The 18,237-nt window shown below is 33.8% G+C and carries 21 protein-coding genes; 3 read left to right on the forward strand and 18 right to left on the reverse strand.

Annotated features, from left to right (window positions below):
- Nucleotides 1–53: 53 nt before the first annotated feature.
- Nucleotides 54–1,457: a cardiolipin synthase gene (gene cls, locus GGR42_RS13000; protein WP_167964888.1), complete on the forward strand. Its 1,404-nt coding sequence runs from the start codon at nt 54–56 to the stop codon at nt 1,455–1,457.
- Here cls and GGR42_RS13005 read toward each other — a convergent pair.
- From GGR42_RS13005 to GGR42_RS13050, 10 genes are all read right to left on the reverse strand, one after another.
- Entirely contained in the window at nt 1,452–2,459 is a 1,008-nt protein-coding gene (locus tag GGR42_RS13005) for a 2-hydroxyacid dehydrogenase (RefSeq protein ID WP_167964890.1), read from the reverse strand. The two genes, cls and GGR42_RS13005, sit on opposite strands and share 6 nt — an antisense overlap.
- A complete protein-coding gene (locus tag GGR42_RS13010; protein ID WP_167964892.1) occupies nt 2,440–3,096 on the reverse strand; it encodes a hypothetical protein in 657 nt (218 codons plus the stop codon). The genes GGR42_RS13005 and GGR42_RS13010 overlap by 20 nt, the downstream gene beginning before the upstream one ends.
- Nucleotides 3,097–3,125: 29 nt before the next feature.
- Entirely contained in the window at nt 3,126–3,563 is a 438-nt protein-coding gene (locus GGR42_RS13015) for a hypothetical protein (RefSeq protein ID WP_167964894.1), read from the reverse strand.
- A gap of 118 nt (nt 3,564–3,681) precedes the next feature.
- Nucleotides 3,682–4,104, reverse strand: coding sequence for a hypothetical protein (locus GGR42_RS13020; protein WP_167964896.1), 423 nt, complete (start codon nt 4,102–4,104; stop codon nt 3,682–3,684).
- Between the two features lie 75 nt (nt 4,105–4,179).
- Nucleotides 4,180–5,550 carry an MBL fold metallo-hydrolase RNA specificity domain-containing protein gene (locus tag GGR42_RS13025; RefSeq protein WP_167964898.1) on the reverse strand — a complete coding sequence of 457 codons (1,371 nt, stop codon included), beginning with the start codon at nt 5,548–5,550 and terminating at the stop codon, nt 4,180–4,182.
- A 7-nt stretch (nt 5,551–5,557) separates the two neighbouring features.
- Complete coding sequence (locus GGR42_RS13030; RefSeq protein ID WP_167964900.1) at nt 5,558–6,400, reverse strand: ATP cone domain-containing protein; 843 nt, start codon at nt 6,398–6,400, stop codon at nt 5,558–5,560.
- A gap of 42 nt (nt 6,401–6,442) precedes the next feature.
- Nucleotides 6,443–6,856 carry a hypothetical protein gene (locus GGR42_RS13035; RefSeq protein WP_167964902.1) on the reverse strand — a complete coding sequence of 138 codons (414 nt, stop codon included), beginning with the start codon at nt 6,854–6,856 and terminating at the stop codon, nt 6,443–6,445.
- 12 nt (nt 6,857–6,868) lie between these two features.
- Nucleotides 6,869–7,717: a universal stress protein gene (locus GGR42_RS13040; RefSeq protein ID WP_167964904.1), complete on the reverse strand. Its 849-nt coding sequence runs from the start codon at nt 7,715–7,717 to the stop codon at nt 6,869–6,871.
- A gap of 62 nt (nt 7,718–7,779) precedes the next feature.
- Nucleotides 7,780–8,625 (reverse strand): universal stress protein, encoded by an 846-nt coding sequence (locus GGR42_RS13045; RefSeq protein ID WP_167964906.1) that lies wholly within the window; start codon nt 8,623–8,625, stop codon nt 7,780–7,782.
- A gap of 4 nt (nt 8,626–8,629) precedes the next feature.
- Nucleotides 8,630–9,478 (reverse strand): universal stress protein, encoded by an 849-nt coding sequence (locus tag GGR42_RS13050; RefSeq protein ID WP_167964908.1) that lies wholly within the window; start codon nt 9,476–9,478, stop codon nt 8,630–8,632.
- 119 nt (nt 9,479–9,597) lie between these two features.
- Here GGR42_RS13050 and trxA point away from each other — a divergent pair, with 119 nt between their 5' ends.
- On the forward strand, nt 9,598–9,897 hold the full coding sequence (gene trxA, locus GGR42_RS13055; protein ID WP_167964910.1) for a thioredoxin: 300 nt from the start codon (nt 9,598–9,600) through the stop codon (nt 9,895–9,897).
- 95 nt (nt 9,898–9,992) lie between these two features.
- Here the strand turns inward: trxA and GGR42_RS13060 are convergent, their stop codons facing one another.
- Complete coding sequence (locus tag GGR42_RS13060) at nt 9,993–10,364, reverse strand: GerW family sporulation protein (RefSeq protein WP_167964912.1); 372 nt, start codon at nt 10,362–10,364, stop codon at nt 9,993–9,995.
- 613 nt (nt 10,365–10,977) lie between these two features.
- The gene (locus GGR42_RS13065) at nt 10,978–11,946 is read right to left on the reverse strand and encodes an ROK family protein (protein WP_167964915.1); all 969 of its coding nucleotides are present in this window, start codon (nt 11,944–11,946) and stop codon (nt 10,978–10,980) included.
- Nucleotides 11,947–12,060: 114 nt separating this feature from the next.
- Here GGR42_RS13065 and GGR42_RS13070 point away from each other — a divergent pair, with 114 nt between their 5' ends.
- Complete coding sequence (locus GGR42_RS13070) at nt 12,061–12,333, forward strand: hypothetical protein (protein WP_167964918.1); 273 nt, start codon at nt 12,061–12,063, stop codon at nt 12,331–12,333.
- 5 nt (nt 12,334–12,338) lie between these two features.
- Here GGR42_RS13070 and GGR42_RS13075 read toward each other — a convergent pair whose 3' ends face one another.
- The 6 genes from GGR42_RS13075 to GGR42_RS13100 all read right to left on the reverse strand — a co-directional run bounded on the left by GGR42_RS13075 (nt 12,339) and on the right by GGR42_RS13100 (nt 18,213).
- The gene (locus GGR42_RS13075) at nt 12,339–13,190 is read right to left on the reverse strand and encodes a universal stress protein (RefSeq protein ID WP_167964920.1); all 852 of its coding nucleotides are present in this window, start codon (nt 13,188–13,190) and stop codon (nt 12,339–12,341) included.
- A 12-nt stretch (nt 13,191–13,202) separates the two neighbouring features.
- Nucleotides 13,203–14,051, reverse strand: coding sequence for a universal stress protein (locus tag GGR42_RS13080; protein WP_167964922.1), 849 nt, complete (start codon nt 14,049–14,051; stop codon nt 13,203–13,205).
- Nucleotides 14,052–14,072: 21 nt separating this feature from the next.
- Nucleotides 14,073–14,918 (reverse strand): universal stress protein, encoded by an 846-nt coding sequence (locus tag GGR42_RS13085; protein WP_167964924.1) that lies wholly within the window; start codon nt 14,916–14,918, stop codon nt 14,073–14,075.
- 85 nt (nt 14,919–15,003) lie between these two features.
- Nucleotides 15,004–15,849 (reverse strand): universal stress protein, encoded by an 846-nt coding sequence (locus GGR42_RS13090; protein ID WP_167964927.1) that lies wholly within the window; start codon nt 15,847–15,849, stop codon nt 15,004–15,006.
- A gap of 79 nt (nt 15,850–15,928) precedes the next feature.
- The gene (locus GGR42_RS13095) at nt 15,929–16,978 is read right to left on the reverse strand and encodes a response regulator (RefSeq protein WP_167964931.1); all 1,050 of its coding nucleotides are present in this window, start codon (nt 16,976–16,978) and stop codon (nt 15,929–15,931) included.
- On the reverse strand, nt 16,975–18,213 hold the full coding sequence (locus GGR42_RS13100; protein ID WP_167964935.1) for a PAS domain-containing sensor histidine kinase: 1,239 nt from the start codon (nt 18,211–18,213) through the stop codon (nt 16,975–16,977). Before GGR42_RS13100 ends, GGR42_RS13095 begins: the two co-directional genes overlap by 4 nt.
- Nucleotides 18,214–18,237: the final 24 nt, after the last annotated feature.

Here is an 18,237-nt window from a genome sequence, read left to right on the forward strand (position 1 = left end):
ATAAGAAAAAAGAGTTCAATAAATTAGTTTCATAAATTCCTAAAAATGACTTCATGTGGCTCATTATTTTCTTAGTTCTATATATAATTCTTGCTATATCTATTGTTTTAAGTCTTCTTATACATGGTGTTAAACCCGCTAAAACTTTAGGATGGTTATTGGCAATCTTCACTATTCCTGTGGGTGGAATCCTGTTGTATCTTATGATTGGGCGCAATAGAAGAAAGCAGAAACTATACCATTCAAAAAAAGATGAAAAATTATCCTCATTGCACCAAAATGTTTCCGTAGAAAATGAACTTTATAAAAGAAATAAAAAAATTATACATCTTATACAGAGAAATACCGACCACGCACCCACTCTTACCAACGAATTAACACTGTTAAAGGATGGAAAAATTACGTTTCAAAGTATTTTTGATGATTTAGAGAAGGCTAAGGATTATATTCATTTACAATACTACATTTTTGAAGAAGGAGAGTTGGCCAATAAACTTCTAGAGCTGTTCAAAAAAAAAATTGCCCAAAACGTAAAAATAAGATTGATATATGATGGTATTGGAAGTTACTCATTAAGTAAATCCTATTTAAAGAAGTTAAAAGTTATTGGTGTAGAGGCATATCCGTTCTTGCCTTTTAGATTTGGCAGATTCCTATCTTCTTTAAATTATAGGAACCATCGAAAAATAATAGTTATTGATGATAAAATTGGATTCACAGGCGGTATCAATGTTTCCGACAAATACTTAAAAGGCGATCCAAATTTAGGCACTTGGCATGATATGCACTTGAGAATTGAAGGCTTGGCAGCATGGTATTTAAATAGAATTTTTATTCTTGATTGGTATTTGGCAACAAAACAGAGTATTGCAACAAAAGCTCCTATTATTGACCCTAACAAAATTCACGGAAAGATAGTGCAGATAGTTCCAAGTGGCCCCGATGATGATTTTTCTTCCATTGAGCAGGCTTATTTTTCCATTATAACTACAGCCAAGGAGTATGTATACATTACCAACCCATACATAATTCCAAGCCAAGCCATTTTACATGCATTACAAACCGCTGCACTAAGTGGTGTGGATGTTAGAATGTTGGTCTCGGAAAGTGCTGATAGCACCATAGTGAATTGGACAGTGAAATCTTATTTTGAATCTTTTTTAAAAGCAGGAATTAAAATCTTTCTTTATCCGGATGGTTTTTTACACAGCAAAATTGTTGTTAGTGACAACGCTATTGTGTCCATTGGTACTGCCAATGTGGATATTCGTAGTTTTCATCAAAATTATGAAGTAAATGCCATTGTTTACAATAGCGATTTTGCAAAAAAACTAAAAGAGGATTTTCTAATTGATAGCGGAAAAAGTATTGAACTACACTATGAAGTTTATACTAGAAGACCCTGGATTCATAGACTGAAAGAAGGGGCCGCCAAAATCCTGAGCCCCATTCTATGAAATCAACGTTTCATAACCAAGTTCGTTTTCACATTCTTTTCCTTCCAACCAACATGTTAAATTAAAATACGTAGTTTCTGCTATTTTTTCCAAAGCTTCATGGGTTACAAAGGCTTGGTGCGGTGTTAGCAGTACATTTTCAAAAGACAACAACTTCTTTAGCATTTCATCGCTTATTCCTGTTTTTGAATTATCCCTAAAAAATGTTCCTTTTTCCTTTTCATAAACATCCGTGGCATACGCGGCAATTTCCTTTTTTTCAATAGAATTTATAAGAGCTTTTGTATTTACCACCGCCCCTCTTGCCGTATTAACAAGAATTGCAGTGCTTTTCATTATCTTAAATTCTTCCCTACCTAATAGATGGTGCGTTTCCTGAGTTAATGGAAGATGCAAGCTGATTATATCTGAGTTCTTGCATAAATTCTCCAAGCTCATATATTCTACCCCATACTCATTAACAAGATTTGTATCCGAAATTAAGTCATGTGCAATAATATTGCATTCGAATCCATGTACTAATTTTGCCATTACCTTGCCAATTCTTCCCGTGCCCACAAGTCCCACGGTTTTACCGCGCAAATTAAACCCTAGGAGTTTATCTTGGGAGAAATTATACTTATGTACCTGTGTATTTGCGATAGCTATTTTCCGATTGATGGACAATAACAATCCCATGGCAAATTCTGCAATGGAATGCGGAGAATAATTTGGGGCATTTGCCACTTTTAAACCTAAACGCTTTGCGGATTTAACATGGATATTATTATAACCCACTGATCGTAAAGTAATATACTTTACCCCCAATGCCTTTAATTTTTCCAGCACCAACAAACATGCATCATCCCCTGAAAATATGGATATGGCATCAAACCCGGCCGCTTGCAGGGCAGTTTGACTGTCCAAGGCAGCACTTGTATAAGTTGTCCTAATTCTTTCATCTCTGGCTTTATCCAAAAATGGAATTTCATAATCTTTAGCACTATAGACCAGTAATTTCATTCTTTTGCTCTTTTCTAAAAATTAAATCCTGTTCTTCCATAGCCACGACTATCAATTTTACATAATCATCAACAGTTTTGTCAATATTTACAGGGTCTGTTATATCTATTGCTCCTCTCCAGATTAATTCCCTTTCCTTACCAACACATATACAGTATAGTGAAGTTTCTGAATGATATACTTTGAACTCATCATAATAATCCGATTCATAATAAATTCCTTGATGACCCATATAGTCCTCATGAAAATTTCCATAAATTTCGTCGAGCTCTGATATTCGTTTTCTTAGGATTCTTTTATTTTCCGACCCTACAACCTTGGTGAATAAAATTGCATCAAAATCTTTGTCCAGCAATTGCTGTTCAACTTCTGATAATTCTTCTTCAGATTGTTTACTGGAAGTAAACTTTACATCAAAAAGATCTATACTTCTAAAAGACTCCACTCCACGTTTGGAAAATTCATTTTGTAGGTCTGTCTCAAATTGTTCCCTGGCGCTATCATTTTGGGTCATGCCCACAATGAGTACTTTCGAAGCATCAAATAAAACAATATCTGGATTTTTCCAATTGTTCACTATATGGGTTGATGAACAACCTGTAAGAATTATTACCAATAAAATTAAACTCTTTTTCATTTTCTTCAATTAAACATTATTATTACATTTTATTTAAGCAATGTCCTTTGCTTTTGGTCCTTTATAAATCCTGAAACCAACTTAAACAACTTTTTCTTTAAGATTCTATACTCCATTGTGTATTGCTTAAAATCATGAAGAAGACTCCTGTGCTCATCTCTATAGGCCTTTTCCAGATCCAATTGATCAATATCATCGATCATGATTTGCAACTGGTTTCCATGTAATTGTATTTTTTTGAACAAGGGCACTATTCTTTTCTCCATATCCAGCAAGGAACTCACCAACTCCTTGCTTTTCTCATAATTTTCAGAATCCAAAATTTGCAAAGTGAAAGATTTAATCAAATTATTAAGGAATAGCTCCTCATCTTTTATAAAAACAAGCTCAGAAAACCAATTTCTGTACTGACTGTGCATTTCTTCGGCACTTAACCATTCTATATATGAATATTCTTTTGTTCCCATAATTTTATGAATTGAAAAGTTTATGTTTAATCATCGTGCTTAATACTTTTCAAAATTACTAGTTGGCATCAGGAATTAGAATGATAAAAGTCAGTTTTAATTTCAAATTGGGCAATCATTATTCTGGTTTTCGTTTTTTAAGTATTCCACCAGCGTAATTGAACACTTCGGATTTTAAAGCCATAAAATTTTCCATACGGTCAACCACCTCTGCTTTTAGCTTGTTGTGTTTTTGATAAAACTCCATATCACACCTGTCTGTTGTACATTCTATCATTCCTCCCAAATCATTTTCATGCTGGGAAATAAGATTGCGCACTATTTTCTTATTTGATTTTACTTTCTTGAGCCTTTCCAAATAACCTTGTAAACGTTCAAACAAATTAGGCGTATTTGGTTGAAAAATATAGGAGTTCAATAGACGGTCAATGAATACAATTTCATCTTCAATAAATTGTAAATGTGATTTCCATTTTTGGCACTCCCAATGCAGTTCTTCAACTTTCTTGGTTTGTTTATTTTTAATGAAGGGTTCTTCCATGAGAATATATCTTATTATATAAAACTACATCACATATTAAACCCCTAAAATGATATAAGTCAGTTTTTTCTTATTTCATAAGTATAAAGTAGTTTTGTAGAATAGTTTGGGCACTTCCACTTGCCAACCCAATGAGTCCTTTATTTTAACTCCAAAAGCCTGTAAAGCAGTTGGCTCACCGTGCACTAAGAAGACTTTCTCGGGTATCTTTTTTATACTTTTCATCCATTGCATTAGTTCTGCCTGATCCGCATGTGCAGAAAGACTTTCCAAGTGATGTATTTTAGCTTTTACAGGGATATATTTTCCAAATATTTTTAGTTCATGTGCCCCTTCCAACAACTCTCTTCCGCGAGTCCCCTCTGCCTGATAGCCAACTAGAAGAACAGAAGTTGAAACTTGGTCCAAAAGCTGTCTTAAATAAGTCAAAACCCTACCCCCAGTTACCATACCACTTCCAGCTATTACTATTTTAGGTCTTTTATCATCTATTGTTTCCCAAGTTTCTTTATAAGAACTTATGATATTTATGTGTCTGCACATGGCATTATATTCATCTATAGGAAGCTGATGCCAATTGGAAAAGGTTTTAAACACAGAGAGTACATTGTTTCCCATAGGGCTGTCCACAAAAATGGGAACATTGGGAATACGATTTCTTTTGTACAATTTCCAAAGAACATACATGATTGACTGTAACCTTTCCACCGCAAATGATGGTATAATTAAATTACCCCTATTGTGAATGGTCTCATTTACAAGGGAAACCAAAACATCTTCTATGTTTTCAATGGGATGAAGCTTATGTCCATAGGTACTTTCCATGAATAAATAGTCTGCCCATTTTGGTCTATTGGGCTCGTCTAACAAATAATCCTGGTTCCTGCCAATATCCCCAGAGAACACAAAAAGCTTTCCGTAGATTTCTAATTCTATAAAAGTTGCTCCAATAATGTGTCCATTGTAATTGAACCTACATCTAATATTTGGGCTTAGCTCTGTCCATATATCTTTTTCAATGGGTTGAAAAAAACCAAAAACCCTTTGGGCATCTTTAATTGTATAAAAAGGCAATGCTGGCTGGTGTTTGGTATAGTGCTCTTCATTCGCTTTTTTAGCTTCCTCCTCTTGTATTTTTCCACTGTCCGATAAAATGATTTCTGTTATGGCCAATGTAGGAGCAGTACCATAAACTTTTCCATTAAATCCTTCTTTGAACAGTCTAGGCAAATAACCTGTATGGTCTAAATGGCCATGTGTTAAAAGCACAATATCTATGGCAGAAGCATCTATGGGCAGTTTGTTCCAGTTAATTTCTCTTAACTCTTTAAGACCTTGAAACATACCACAATCCACCATTATGTTTAATTCTGGTGTTTCCAAATAATATTTAGAACCGGTTACCGTCTCCGCGGCTCCCAAAAATTGAACAGTAACTTCTTTCATAAACTCCTTAATAGTTGCACAGCAGATCTATTTCTTCCAGTACTTTTTTCTTTCTTATTTCTGACATTCCCAAATAATCCAAATAGAACTTGTCTTTTATGAGTTGTCTACACAATACAACATCCCTACTCAATAAAAACTGCTTATCCCTATTTGTAAGGATTGTGGATACAGTTATAGGATAAAGTCCCAACCTATCTATTCTGTCTTTTAAACCATCTTCATATGGATAATCCCAGCTTAAAAGAAATAAATCGGCACATTTGCCATATGCAAGGGCATCTTCTGTAAAACGTGTATTGGTTACCACCCAACCTTTATCCAGTTCTAAGTTATTCTTTTTTAGACGATCAAAATGCTTCTTTATGTCCGTATATCTAGAATGGATATATAAAGGCACTTTCACATTACAATTACGCCCTTCTTCACTATGGAACTTACATTCAATTAAAATCTTTAGATTATTCTTAAGTGCTACTACATCTACCTCGTGCTTTACACAAAAACCATTTAATATTATGTTAGTTTCTGAGCTGTATCCTGAATATTGCATAACTGCATGGATAAATTTTTCAAAGGGAAAACCAGTAGGTCCCAACTCATAGATGGCCTTCTTTAACTTATACTTGGATGCAAAAATGGATTTGTGTTTCTTTAGTAAAGCAAAGGCCCTATTATAAATTTCCTTGGTTGTAATACCGTTATAAAGTTCGTTCTGAACTATTTGAACTATTTTCTCCACCAAATTATCATTGGCCCCGCTTCTCCTCAAAGAATTTTTTAATTTGTCTATGGAAAAAAAAACTTTGTTTCCAGAAGATTTAATTATCTCTATTCCTTTATTTTCCATAAATGAAGTGGTCTAAAAAAACAACCTATAAAAGTTGGAAAATTATTTTTGACTACCAAAATATTCTCTGACCAATGCTTTTACCTGGTTATCGGTCATACTATCAACTTTTTCAACCGTTTTTACCTTTTGGTTCAATAGAGGATGGTTTTCTTTAAGTTCCTTTCTAAATTTATCATTGGTATCTGCTGGGCCAAAAATTGCCACGGCATCCGCACCATCAATGGCATTTGCCAATTTTTGAAAATATTTCTTTAGTTGATGCTTTTCCCTTTCTAGATATTTACTGTCCTGAACCACATCCTGCGGCCCCCATTTGGTAGTTTTAGTTCGTGACCCTCCCTTAGGGTTAAAAAATTCCAATTCTGACAAAATAGTTTCAAATTTCTCATTCGAATCGGTCAATGTAACCAAATGCGCTTTTTCTTTATCTATCCAAATTCCTATATTTTTCATGGTATGTTTTTTTTAATCGTTATCTTTTAGAACTAGTACGGGGATATTTGTATTATACCCTATTTCCTTAACCAATGGGTTGGACAGTAAGCTTCCAAAAAAGAAATGTTTTTTATTAAGAAAAGCAACCATATCGCTTCCCCTACTCTCAACAAATGTGTTTATTCCTTTGCTCACTTTTATATTGGATAAGGTATGGAAACTAAAATCCAACCCTTCTAAAATATCCTCTAACAGTATCTTATTGTTTTTTTGTTTTGTATTTAGCTCGGCCTCCTCAGAAACATGGAGTACCCTAATAGCACATTTATGGGCCTTAGCAATTTCCAAGAGATATATGAGTTCTTTTCGTTTATAATCCGCTTTATAATCTGTAGGAAACACAATTTCCTTAGGTGGGGAAAAACTATAATTGGCGGGTACAGCAATGACCGGACAATTTGTTATTTTCTCCATAATGGCAACCGTGTTTGTCCCAAAAATTACTGAAGATGCCCCAGTGTTCCCTTTGGTACCCATAACTATAACATCTATATCCTTTTTTGCAATAATGTTTTCCACTGCAAGAAGTAATGAATTATAGGTTGAAATGGTGTGGTATGTATGTTTTGAATTTTCTGGGTGCAATTTCAATATTTCCATTAACCTTTCCATCCCATCCTCAGAAGCCTTTTTTGCAGCTTCATATAATTTTTCTCCAGGTTCTGGAACCATCATACTATCCAGAGAATATCCAGTAACAGTGTACTTGTTCAAAAAATAGAAGTCACATTCAAAATCTTGATATAAATCCAACGCATATCGTATTGCATTCAATGCGTTTTTGGAATAATCTGTCGGTAACAATATCCTTTTTTTCATGATGTTTTTTTAAGTTGTTACATAAAAATATAATCCTCTACCAAAGCGTGCCATGATAAATATCAGTCTTCATCAGGAATGATTACAAATGGTATATTTAAATAAAAACTAATGTCAAAAATGACCGGTTCCCGAAGGATTTTTTGTAAAAAACTATGATGATGTTTTACCAAAATAGCCATGTCCATATGCTCTTTTTCAATAAATTCATTTATGGCCATTGCTTTGGTTTTCTTATAAGGAACCAGGTGTTCCTCAACAATAAAATTTTGCAAAGATTTGGATAAAGCATTCTTCTTGCTGATTTGGTTTTCCTTTAAACCTTTTGCATTACTTAAGTGCAAAATATGTAATGAGGCTTTAGTAAGCGACATTATTTTACTTATATAGTTCATCGCAAACGGGCTATATTCCTCTTCATAGTTTGCCGACAAGACCACCTTTTCAGGTTGTCTAAAATCTATTTCCTTTGGAATACATATTAGCGGGCATTTTTTAATTGTTTTTATGGCATGAATAGTATTTCCGCCAAGGAATATATCTTTTGCCCCCGTTTTTCCCTTATTGCCCATAAAAACAAAATCAATCTTCTCCTTTTGGATAATATTCTCCAGGTGATCCAGTAAATCACACTTTTTCGAAAGGGTTGTAAACGTGTGCAAAGGATTACTATCCGTATCCAGCATGATTCTGTGATAGACATGCTCCAATTCTTCAACGGATTCATCTTCCAATATTTTTAGCAAACTTTTGCCCTTTGCATTACTCGCCTTTTTCAATGCAGTGTGCTCATTAAATGTATTGAGTATATAAAAATTACATTTCTCTGCTTTAAATAATTGAGTTGCATAAAACAATGCATTGTAAGCATCATTGGAAAAATCTGTAAGCGTAAGGATGTTCAACATATTGTTAGTTTTTAATAATTGGTGGAAATACCATGAATGGAACATTGGTATGAAATCCAATTTGTTTGATTACGGATTTTAGAAAAAGGTTTTCAAAAAACCCATGCTGGTTTTGAATCATCACCAAAAGATTGATTTTGGTTTTCAGCTGAAAATTATTTATTGCCGAAACAACTTCTTGATCGGGCATTTCATGAAATAAATAGGAAGTATTCCTTAAAAGTTTTTCCAATTTGTTTTTTTTGGCCAATTGGTCCTCTGTTAAATCATATCCTGAATGCACATACATAACATTTATTCTAGATATATGCTCTTTGGCCATATATAACAATTGTTTTATGTGTTCTTTTTGGTAATCAACCTCATAATCCGTTGGGAACAATATTTCTTTTGGTTTCTCATATGCAAAATTTGGTGGAATGGCAATTACTGGGCAATTTGCCTTTCTTATAACGTGCATGGTATGGGTGCCCATAAAGATTTCCTTTGCTCCGGTCGCTCCTTGTGTTCCCATTATTATGAGTTCTATATTTTCTTTTTCAACTACTTCATTTACTTCATCTACCAAGAGATTGAATGCGGCATGCTCCACAAATTTGTGCTTGTCATTTTTAAACTTCTTTTTTAGCCTTGCACTTAGTTCTTCCAATTGGGTCATTGAAGCTTCTTGATAAATATCCCCCAAGCCTATTTGTCCTGGGCTATGTAACATATAATCTGCCCTATAAATAGCAGGGGAATAGGTATGCAACAAATAAAAAACACATTCTTCCTCTGCGAATAACTGCATGGCATAATCTATTGCGTTATTGGCATTTCCTGAAAAATCTGTTGGCAATACAATACGTTTCATGATATTCCTTTTTAAATTAAGTTTCCCAAAACTAGGATATGGGTACAGAACAAACCATGATATATGTCAGTTCATTAACTATACATTTTAGTAAATTGCATGTAAAACAGAAATAAAAAATGAAAGGATCTTTTAATACTATAATAAATTCCGATATACCCGTTCTCGTTGATTTTTATGCTGATTGGTGTGGTCCCTGTAAGATGTTGGCACCCATTTTAGAGCAAGTAAAAGATGAGCTGGGGGATGCCATTAAGATTGTAAAAATTGATGTTGATAAAAATCAGTCCATTTCTGGGAAATATCAAGTTAGAGGTGTTCCAACCATGATTTTGTTCAAGAAAGGAAAACTACTATGGAGACAATCTGGTGTATTACAAAAATCTGATATTGTTAATGTAATAAAGTCGCACAATTGAATTTCCCATTAGTGAAAGTCTAATGATAATAAATATAATAGGGCCGAGTGCATTAAATGCACTCGGCCCTATTAGCAATAAGTTGAACAAGTACTTTATGCCGTAGCTGTTTCTTTACTCCGGTTGCTTTCTGTTATTTTTTCAATAATATCAGGTACTTTTTCAAAAAGAGTGGCCAAACCTTTGGTTTTTCCTGCAGCCAAAAATGAAATTTCATCATCTTTACTTACCAAAAAACCAATTGGTTCTATTCCTATACCCGCACCAGCTCCCATTCCCTGTCCGGAACGTGTTTTAGATTCAGTTCCTTCTCCTCCTCCAGAACCAAACCCCATTCCTACCTTAATAACGGGTACACATTTAAATTCTCCCAATTCAAATTGTTCCCCGACCACTGTTTCCGTCTTGGCTTCGGACTTAATAAAATCAGTGATCTTTCCTAATAATTCTTCAAAATGTAATTCCATAATAGTATTATTTTAATGATGAATAAATGATTTAAGCATATATATTAATCTTCCCTGCATACGAAGTATCATTTGAACCTGTCCATTATAATTCACATGAAATCTTTCTTTTCTGTAATTTAGAATGAAAAATAGGGGGTATAATTTTGCATTTAAAGTATAATCCCCTGTATCTATGTTCAAAAAGAATTTCTTAATTTTAAAGGACCTTAGTATTCTATATATTTGAATACCCCCTTTTCTCCTACTTTTCTTTTTAACAGTTTTCTTCTTTTTTTTCTGTTCTTCTGTTTTTCCTTTTCTAAATGGATAGTAATAAAAGGTTAAAAAAAAACCTTGGTTTTAATTCTCAAAATTTCTGTGTCATGGCTTTCAATACCCACCTTGATCAAACCTGGTAATTGAATGTAGTATTGGTTTGTTTCGGTTTCTACATATATAATAATGGGTACAAATAAAAAATATATGAGCACAACTCCAATGAACGCAAAAAAAACAGATAACAACATGATCTTAATTTTTATATAAAGTAATTTAATTCAAACAACTACCACAATGACCTAGGTCATAGAGGCATCGTTTTTGTAATCGAAAAGTGTAATGAAGTATGATACTAATTAGAATCCAAACTCTGCCATGCTAGTGCTGCTGGACCCAATACGGCATTTGAACTGGGAGAGCTGGATATTAAGACCTTTATCTTCTTTTTATAAGCATTAAAGAGATTTTCTTCCATACTGGAAATAATAGGATCAAGAAGTATTTTCCCAGCATTACTTAGCCCACCTGTTAGAATAAAAGCTTCTGGGTCCAAATGTGCTGCAGTATCTGCCATCTTACTTCCCAAGATTTTTCCTGTATATTCAAAAGCTTTAAGGGCTATTACATCTCCATTGAGAGCAGCCTCAGAAATTTTTTGGCCAGAAAGCTCCTTAAAACTCAATTTCTTTAAGGGTGATTCGATATTCATCTCGGAAATCAGCTCAAAAACGGTACGTCTTATACCTGTTACAGAAGCATAGGTTTCCAAACATCCTTTTAGTCCACAGTTGCATTGTCTACCATTTGGAAAAACGTTTACATGACCTAATTCACCAGCCATTCCATTGGCGCCAGTAATCAATGCTCCATGGCTTACCAATCCACTTCCGAGTCCCGTTCCCAGAGTAAGCACTACAAAATCTTTCATCCCCTTGGCCATACCAAAATGCATTTCTCCCAATGCTGCTGCATTGGCATCATTTGTAATGGTTAGAGGCAAATCAAGAATCCTATTGATACTATCTGTAATGGGGACATAATCCCCCCACTTAAAATTTGGAGGGTGTTCCATTTTCCCCGTATTAAAATTGGCATTTGGAGCACCTATACCAATTGCCAACAATTGTTGCTCTTTTTGAAGTTTAGATTTTAAATTGGAAATTTCTTTTTCTATTTTTTTTTGAAATATTGAAAAAGAAGATTGTGCTTGGGTATCAAAAAAACTATTGGCCAAAATATCTCCGTTTCGGTTAACTAAACCAAGCTTCGTGTAGGTACCTCCAATATCTATTCCCAAAACATATTCTTTTTCTTCTTTCATATTAATTCTTATTGTTAACCTAATCACAAAGAGAAAGAAGAATAAAAACCCTAGAAATGATATATGTCATTTTATCCATGATTTAATGGTCTTATTTTTGAAAAAATATTTCCTATGAAAACACGTGCGAAACTAAAAAACTTCACCTCTTTAGATAATAAATCTATTATTTTAAGAAACTTAAGTAGAATATTGGATATCCGAATCGTAGACTTGGATGAAAATGAACATGCCATTACTTTTTTATATGATTCCACTAACGCTTTGGAAAAAGTAAAAAGAGAATTAACAAGAATTGGTTTTCCCATATGCAACATTCAGAAAAACGATGTTTATTCCATTGAGAACAAATTCTACCCTAATCTTCAAAAGAAATCTTTTGCATAAAAGCTCTATTCAACCAAGTGCGAAACCAATAGTGGAACCTTGGAATTAAAAGCCATTTTATTTACAACATTCTCGTGAATAAGCTTTTCAATAGTACTATGCCAATAGTCCAAGATAGCAATCATGCCTATCTCCTCATTTTCATCCACCATTTTAGTTATTGCAGGTACTATTTTTAATTTGGTATCTATATCAACCATTTCATATGGGAGTTCTTTCAACTTTTTTTCCAAAACTTTTTTTGCCTTTGTCTGCTGAGGCGTTAATTGCAAACTGTTTTTTACATGGGTCACTATGATTTTGGAACCCCAAAGTTTAGCAATTCTCTTAAAGGGCTGTAGTTCGTATTCTTCATATAAATGCTCATACCCCGTTGAAAAAACTATCTTATTTAGTTTGTTAAAAACATAATTCTCGGGTACCGCTATCAAAGTACAAAAATCAATCTCTTTAATAACTTTTGCGGTATTACTGCCCAAAAAAACTTCTTGTAATCCCGTAGCCCCTTTGGTACCCATTATGATAAAATCAATTCCCTTATCAATAACTGTTTTACCTATTGCATTAAGTAAGGAATCTGCTATTGCCAAAGTTTTAAGCTGGTGTTTTTTAACATTGCTCTTACGTTTAGCTTCATCCACTACATGGGAAAGATTTCTCAATATTTTATTTTCAATATCTTTATACAATCTAGTGTTGCGTTCTTCGCTAATACCTCCTCCTATACTAGATGTCCCTTTATGGTATGCATGTAAAATGTAAAATGTACATTCTTCATTTTTAAACAAACCAATGGCATAATTAATGGCATTTGTTGCATTTTCCGAAAAATCTGTTGGCAGCAATATATGTTTCATAGGGTTTAGTATTTAATTAATACCAGGCAAAACCAATAATGGGGCTGTAGAGGTAAATCCTATTTTTGAAATCACAGGTTCCTGATTCAATTTTTCCATAAATGTGTGTTTCGAATGTACCAATACAACCATATCTGCATTGTTTTCCTTACTGTAATTGATTATTTCTTTGGTCACAGTAGATTTTAGGGTCACTTTATGAAATGAATAATTCAAGTCTTTCAATCTTTCTTTCAGAATCTTTTTGTTCACCTCTTGCTCTTCGGTAAGATTAAATTCTTGGGCAACATGAAAAATAAGAATCTTAGATTGCCATAATTTCACCAATTCTATTAATTCCGAAAAACTATTTTTATCGAAAAAATAGGTGTAATCCGAAGGCAAGACAATTGTCTTAAGGGATTGAAAGTTAAAAGAATCTGGAATGGCAATAATTGGACAGTTATCAACAGTTTTAATAACCTTTACTGTATTGCTTCCCATAAAAATCTTCTTTGCCCCCGTTGCCCCTTTAGTTCCCATTACAATCATATCCAGGTCTTTTTCGTGAACAAAATCCTTGATTGTCCTTGCCAAATCATTTTGTATGGAGATAACCTCAAAAGAATGATTGGGGTTAGAATGATTCTCATTTATATACCCCAAAACTTCCTCCAACTCTCCTTTGGACTCCTTATCCATTGAATCATAAATTATCCCAGACCTAGTTGAGCTTCTTTGCCCAACAAGGTTTTTAGTTTTTGGTTCGTAAGTATGTAATAGATAAAACTTACAAGAAATATTTGCGTACAATTTCAAAGCTGTAAAAATGGCATTCCAGGCATTTGGGGAGAAATCGGTAGGTAACAGAATATGTTTCATATTTTCTTATTTAACATTAAATCATCTAGGTAAGTTTTGCATAACTAGAAAAGGAATTTTTACATTTAGTCCAATTTTATCCACTGTGGACCTATAGAGCATATCTTCTACAATAGAATGTCTAGAATTTATCATTACAAGCATATCCATGTTTTTCTTGTTGATATATTCAACAATGGCCTTGGCTTTATTCTTTACCTGGGTGGTTTCAAAAAAGAGACGCGAACTAGGTAGGGATTCCTTTAAAAAAAGTTTATTGTCTTCTTGCCTATTGCTCAAAAAATCAAAGTCGGTAATATGTAGGCAGTGTATCTCTGACTTAAATTCCCCAGCCAATTCGTTTAAGAGCTTTAACTCTCTTCTTTTAAAGGGCAACATATAATCTGTAGGGAAAAGAATTCTTTTTGGCTGTTTATATTCATAGTCTTTTGGAATTGCCATTACGGGGCATTGTACATATTTAAATACCTGTACCGTATGGCTCCCAAAAGTATCTTTCTTATCATCTGTTTGACCTTTAGTCCCCATAATGACCAGATCTATATTTATTTGATTTACAAAGTCATTTACCGCATCTACTAATGAGTTAAATGATGAAAGTATCTCATACTGGTGTTTTGGGTTAGCTATAGGATCAGTGATCTTCTTTAAAATCTCGTTCAACTTTTTGTCCGACTCTTTTTTGGTCCTTTTTTTTAGTTCTTCAATAGACTCACCATCACTCTTTTTAAACGGGCCATAAACCTCATCTGCATAGGCATGTAAAAAGTAAAAAATAGCTCTTTCACATTTATAAATTTTTGTAGCATACTCTATGGCATGCATTGCGTTTTCAGAAAAATCTGTAGGAATTAAAACGGTTCTCATAAACTGTATTCTTTCCTCAAAAATATAGGAAAGTACAAATAGCAACTATGATAATTATCAGTTGGTTATGAGAAAAAATTGAAGGTTATTCGTGTACTACAAAAAATGGAACCGTAGTATGAAAGCTCACTTTTTCAACAAGAGAGTCAAAAAGTATTTGTTGTAGAAGATTTAAATTTTTTGCTACCATAAAAATCATATCCACTTCCCTGCTTTCTACAAAACACTGTATTGCGGAAGTCACTTTTTTATTGGTAATGGTATGAAAACTATTTCGCTCGGGAAACCTCTCATTCAAAAAATCGCGTAGATATTCTTTATTTTTTTCTTGGGAATGGGTTAACTCGCTTTGGGTTTTAGACACGTTCATAACCCTTATTTTTCCCTTGTTCACACTTAAAACTCCAGATAGAGCATCCAAAATTTTATGGGAATAAAAAATATTATAATCAGTTGGGAAAGCCACCTCATCTGGTTTGCTAAAATCCACTCCCTCTGGTACAATGAGTGCATTACATTGTACTTTTGTAATTACATCTCCCGTATTGCTCCCTATAATCCTTTTCCTGATTCCCGCAGCACCTTTGGTCCCCATTACGATTAAATCTATTTTATTCTCTGAAAGATGTTTTTTAATAGATTCTATAAAAAATCCATGGTCTTGTAAAACAAAATATTGATGTTTTTCATTGGAAAATGTCTTTTCAACCAATTTAATAAGGTCGCTCAACTTCTTTTTAGCAGGAATTGTTTTTTGCTCCGTACTATTCTCTCCAGTCCCAACCGAAACAGGCACGCTGGCATAGTCCAAAAAATCGCTTACATGCAATAAATAAAAATTGCAGTTCTCATTTTTGAAAAACTGATTGGCATACACTACGGCATTCCATGCATTATCTGAAAAATCAGTGGGGATTAGGATATTCTTCATTCTACTATATACTATAGTACAAAGTTATGCCCAATGTTAAATTCAAAATATGACAAAAATCATATTTTGAATTTATTCTCTAAACCATATATTGAAGTGATTGAAGCTCAATGATTTTAATGTTTCTACCTTCAATAGAAATTAGACCTTCTTTTTTAAACCCGGATAGTGTTCTAATTAAACTTTCAGTGGCAATTCCGGCAACACTTGCCAAATCATTACGAGAGATTTTAATTGGCTCATCCTTTTTCTTATCCAATATTTCTGCAAACTGTAATAAAGTCTGTGCGGTTTTTTTACGTACAGAACTATAAGCCATTTGTAACAATTGCTCTTTCATGCCTGTAATATTTTCGGTAAGAAGCTCCATAAGTTCAAAAGAAATGCTTTGGTTTTTTGATAAAACCTCCTTTAAATTTTCTTTTGATATTGCAACAAGTTCTACATCTTCTACGGCTGTTGCAGATTCTTGATATGGAATATTTTCAAGAAAGGAGGTGAAACCCAAAAAATCATCGGCTGGGTGCAAGGAAGTTATTAATTCTTTACCATCTTCATCCATTTTGTGGCACTTAACAACTCCTTTTAATATTAAATAAATATTGTTTGAATGGTTTCCCTCATTAAAAACAACCTCTCCTTTTTTAAAGGCAAACTCTTCTCCATTATCATCGAAGAAATTCTTTAGTTCATGAAGCGTTCGCATTTGTTCTTCTGAAGTTGGAGTACCTGCTTCATTTATGCCCATTTTTGCAATTAACTGTGCTTTTGCAAGTCTACTTTCTATGGCACTAATTAGGTCATCCTCCTCAAAAGGTTTTGTTAAATAGTCATCTGCTCCCAAATCCATTCCTCTCCTAATTTCCCTATGCTCTGTTTTAGCAGATAGAAAAATAAAAGGAATGTGTTTTGTTGTCTCATTTGCAGACAATTCTTTTAAAACACCATATCCATCCGTTTCTGGCATCATAATATCACATACTATAATATCAGGTACGTTTTTTACAGCTGTTTCTATTCCAACTTTACCATTAGGAGCAGTAATTACTTCGTAGCCAGAAAGCTCCAATAATTCTGCCGTATTCTCCCTTAACGACAAATCGTCCTCTATAAGTAAGATTTTTTTCATGACTGTGCTGTTTTTATGTTTTCCGGAATATGCATAATAAATTCTGTACCTAAATTTTCCTTACTATTAAAAGTCAAGGTTCCCCCCAAATCCTCTAAATGTCTTTTAGCCGTATTCAAACCTATGCCAGTACCTTGTGTTAGAAGGGCGTTACCCGCTCTAAAATACCTGTCAAAAATAAATTTTTGGTCCTGGGAAGGAATTCCTATGCCTTGATCCACAACTTTTATCTGGAGTACATTATTTTTATTAATCACCTGTATATCTATAGTGGTATTTTCTGGGGAATACTTTATTGCATTGTGAACCAGATTGGAAAGAATTAATTCAAAAATCTTTTCGTCAAATTCCAAAATAATTTCATCTATATTTTGTGGGTAAAGGATTCGTTGGCCAGTTTTTAACAGCATATTGGAATCATACACCACCTCATTGATCATTTTACTCAAAGGAAAACTAGTTATTTTATAATTAACTTTTCCAGACTCCAATCGTTCCACAGACAAAAAATCGTTTAAGATATTATCCAAATATTTAACCTTGTTTTTTATTGTGGCAATATGTTTATTTCTTTTCTCCTGTTGTTCTGTTTGGGTATACTTGGAAAGAAGGGTAATGGAGGTTAATATCCCGCTCAAGGGGGTTTTGAATTCATGGGAGACCAATGAGAGAAATTTTGTTTTAAGTTCATTAAGCTCTTTCTCCCTTTTCAAAGATTCTTTTGCCTTGTCCTCCGCTTCTTTTCTAAGTTTCACTTCGGTTGTTAACTCATTGACTGTTTTTTGTAACTCTTCAGTCCTTTTCTTTATCTTATTTTCTAGATTGGCATTAAGTTCCCGTATCTGTTTTTCATTTTCCTTACGCTCCGTAATATCAATGATAAGGGCCATTACATATAGGTTCCCATGAAGCTTAAAAGGGTTTAATCCCGCTTCAACAGGGAATTCAAATCCATTTTTTCGAACTCCAAATAGGTCACGGCCCATTCCCATTTGTCTTTTCCCACTCCGCTGCATAAAAGACTGAAAATGGTCCCCGTGTCCATGGTGATATTTTGTTGGTATCAAAACATTTAAAGGTTGGCCTATTAGCTCTTCCCTTTGATAACCAAACATTTCGTTGGCAGATCCATTGGAGGCAACAATTTTCTGATGTTCACTAACCACTATAATTCCTTCGGAAATAGCTTCAGCGAGTAAATTGAAGATGTCACTATTCTTTTCAAAAACCTTCATGCCCTAAAGTTATAAAGTATTAGA

Origin of the sequence: Saonia flava (assembly GCF_011927795.1) — a bacterium.
GTDB lineage: Bacteria > Bacteroidota > Bacteroidia > Flavobacteriales > Flavobacteriaceae > Saonia > Saonia flava.

What these genes read in the sequence shown, in the direction of transcription:
- cls (WP_167964888.1), top strand. Translation starts at nt 54, where the DNA reads ATGTGGCTCATTATTTTCTTAGTTCTATATATAATTCTTGCTATATCT.
- GGR42_RS13005 (WP_167964890.1), bottom strand. Translation starts at nt 2,459, where the DNA reads ATGAAATTACTGGTCTATAGTGCTAAAGATTATGAAATTCCATTTTTG.
- GGR42_RS13010 (WP_167964892.1), bottom strand. Translation starts at nt 3,096, where the DNA reads ATGAAAAAGAGTTTAATTTTATTGGTAATAATTCTTACAGGTTGTTCA.
- GGR42_RS13015 (WP_167964894.1), bottom strand. Translation starts at nt 3,563, where the DNA reads ATGGGAACAAAAGAATATTCATATATAGAATGGTTAAGTGCCGAAGAA.
- GGR42_RS13020 (WP_167964896.1), bottom strand. Translation starts at nt 4,104, where the DNA reads ATGGAAGAACCCTTCATTAAAAATAAACAAACCAAGAAAGTTGAAGAA.
- GGR42_RS13025 (WP_167964898.1), bottom strand. Translation starts at nt 5,550, where the DNA reads ATGAAAGAAGTTACTGTTCAATTTTTGGGAGCCGCGGAGACGGTAACC.
- GGR42_RS13030 (WP_167964900.1), bottom strand. Translation starts at nt 6,400, where the DNA reads ATGGAAAATAAAGGAATAGAGATAATTAAATCTTCTGGAAACAAAGTT.
- GGR42_RS13035 (WP_167964902.1), bottom strand. Translation starts at nt 6,856, where the DNA reads ATGAAAAATATAGGAATTTGGATAGATAAAGAAAAAGCGCATTTGGTT.
- GGR42_RS13040 (WP_167964904.1), bottom strand. Translation starts at nt 7,717, where the DNA reads ATGAAAAAAAGGATATTGTTACCGACAGATTATTCCAAAAACGCATTG.
- GGR42_RS13045 (WP_167964906.1), bottom strand. Translation starts at nt 8,625, where the DNA reads ATGTTGAACATCCTTACGCTTACAGATTTTTCCAATGATGCTTACAAT.
- GGR42_RS13050 (WP_167964908.1), bottom strand. Translation starts at nt 9,478, where the DNA reads ATGAAACGTATTGTATTGCCAACAGATTTTTCAGGAAATGCCAATAAC.
- trxA (WP_167964910.1), top strand. Translation starts at nt 9,598, where the DNA reads ATGAAAGGATCTTTTAATACTATAATAAATTCCGATATACCCGTTCTC.
- GGR42_RS13060 (WP_167964912.1), bottom strand. Translation starts at nt 10,364, where the DNA reads ATGGAATTACATTTTGAAGAATTATTAGGAAAGATCACTGATTTTATT.
- GGR42_RS13065 (WP_167964915.1), bottom strand. Translation starts at nt 11,946, where the DNA reads ATGAAAGAAGAAAAAGAATATGTTTTGGGAATAGATATTGGAGGTACC.
- GGR42_RS13070 (WP_167964918.1), top strand. Translation starts at nt 12,061, where the DNA reads ATGAAAACACGTGCGAAACTAAAAAACTTCACCTCTTTAGATAATAAA.
- GGR42_RS13075 (WP_167964920.1), bottom strand. Translation starts at nt 13,190, where the DNA reads ATGAAACATATATTGCTGCCAACAGATTTTTCGGAAAATGCAACAAAT.
- GGR42_RS13080 (WP_167964922.1), bottom strand. Translation starts at nt 14,051, where the DNA reads ATGAAACATATTCTGTTACCTACCGATTTCTCCCCAAATGCCTGGAAT.
- GGR42_RS13085 (WP_167964924.1), bottom strand. Translation starts at nt 14,918, where the DNA reads ATGAGAACCGTTTTAATTCCTACAGATTTTTCTGAAAACGCAATGCAT.
- GGR42_RS13090 (WP_167964927.1), bottom strand. Translation starts at nt 15,849, where the DNA reads ATGAAGAATATCCTAATCCCCACTGATTTTTCAGATAATGCATGGAAT.
- GGR42_RS13095 (WP_167964931.1), bottom strand. Translation starts at nt 16,978, where the DNA reads ATGAAAAAAATCTTACTTATAGAGGACGATTTGTCGTTAAGGGAGAAT.
- GGR42_RS13100 (WP_167964935.1), bottom strand. Translation starts at nt 18,213, where the DNA reads ATGAAGGTTTTTGAAAAGAATAGTGACATCTTCAATTTACTCGCTGAA.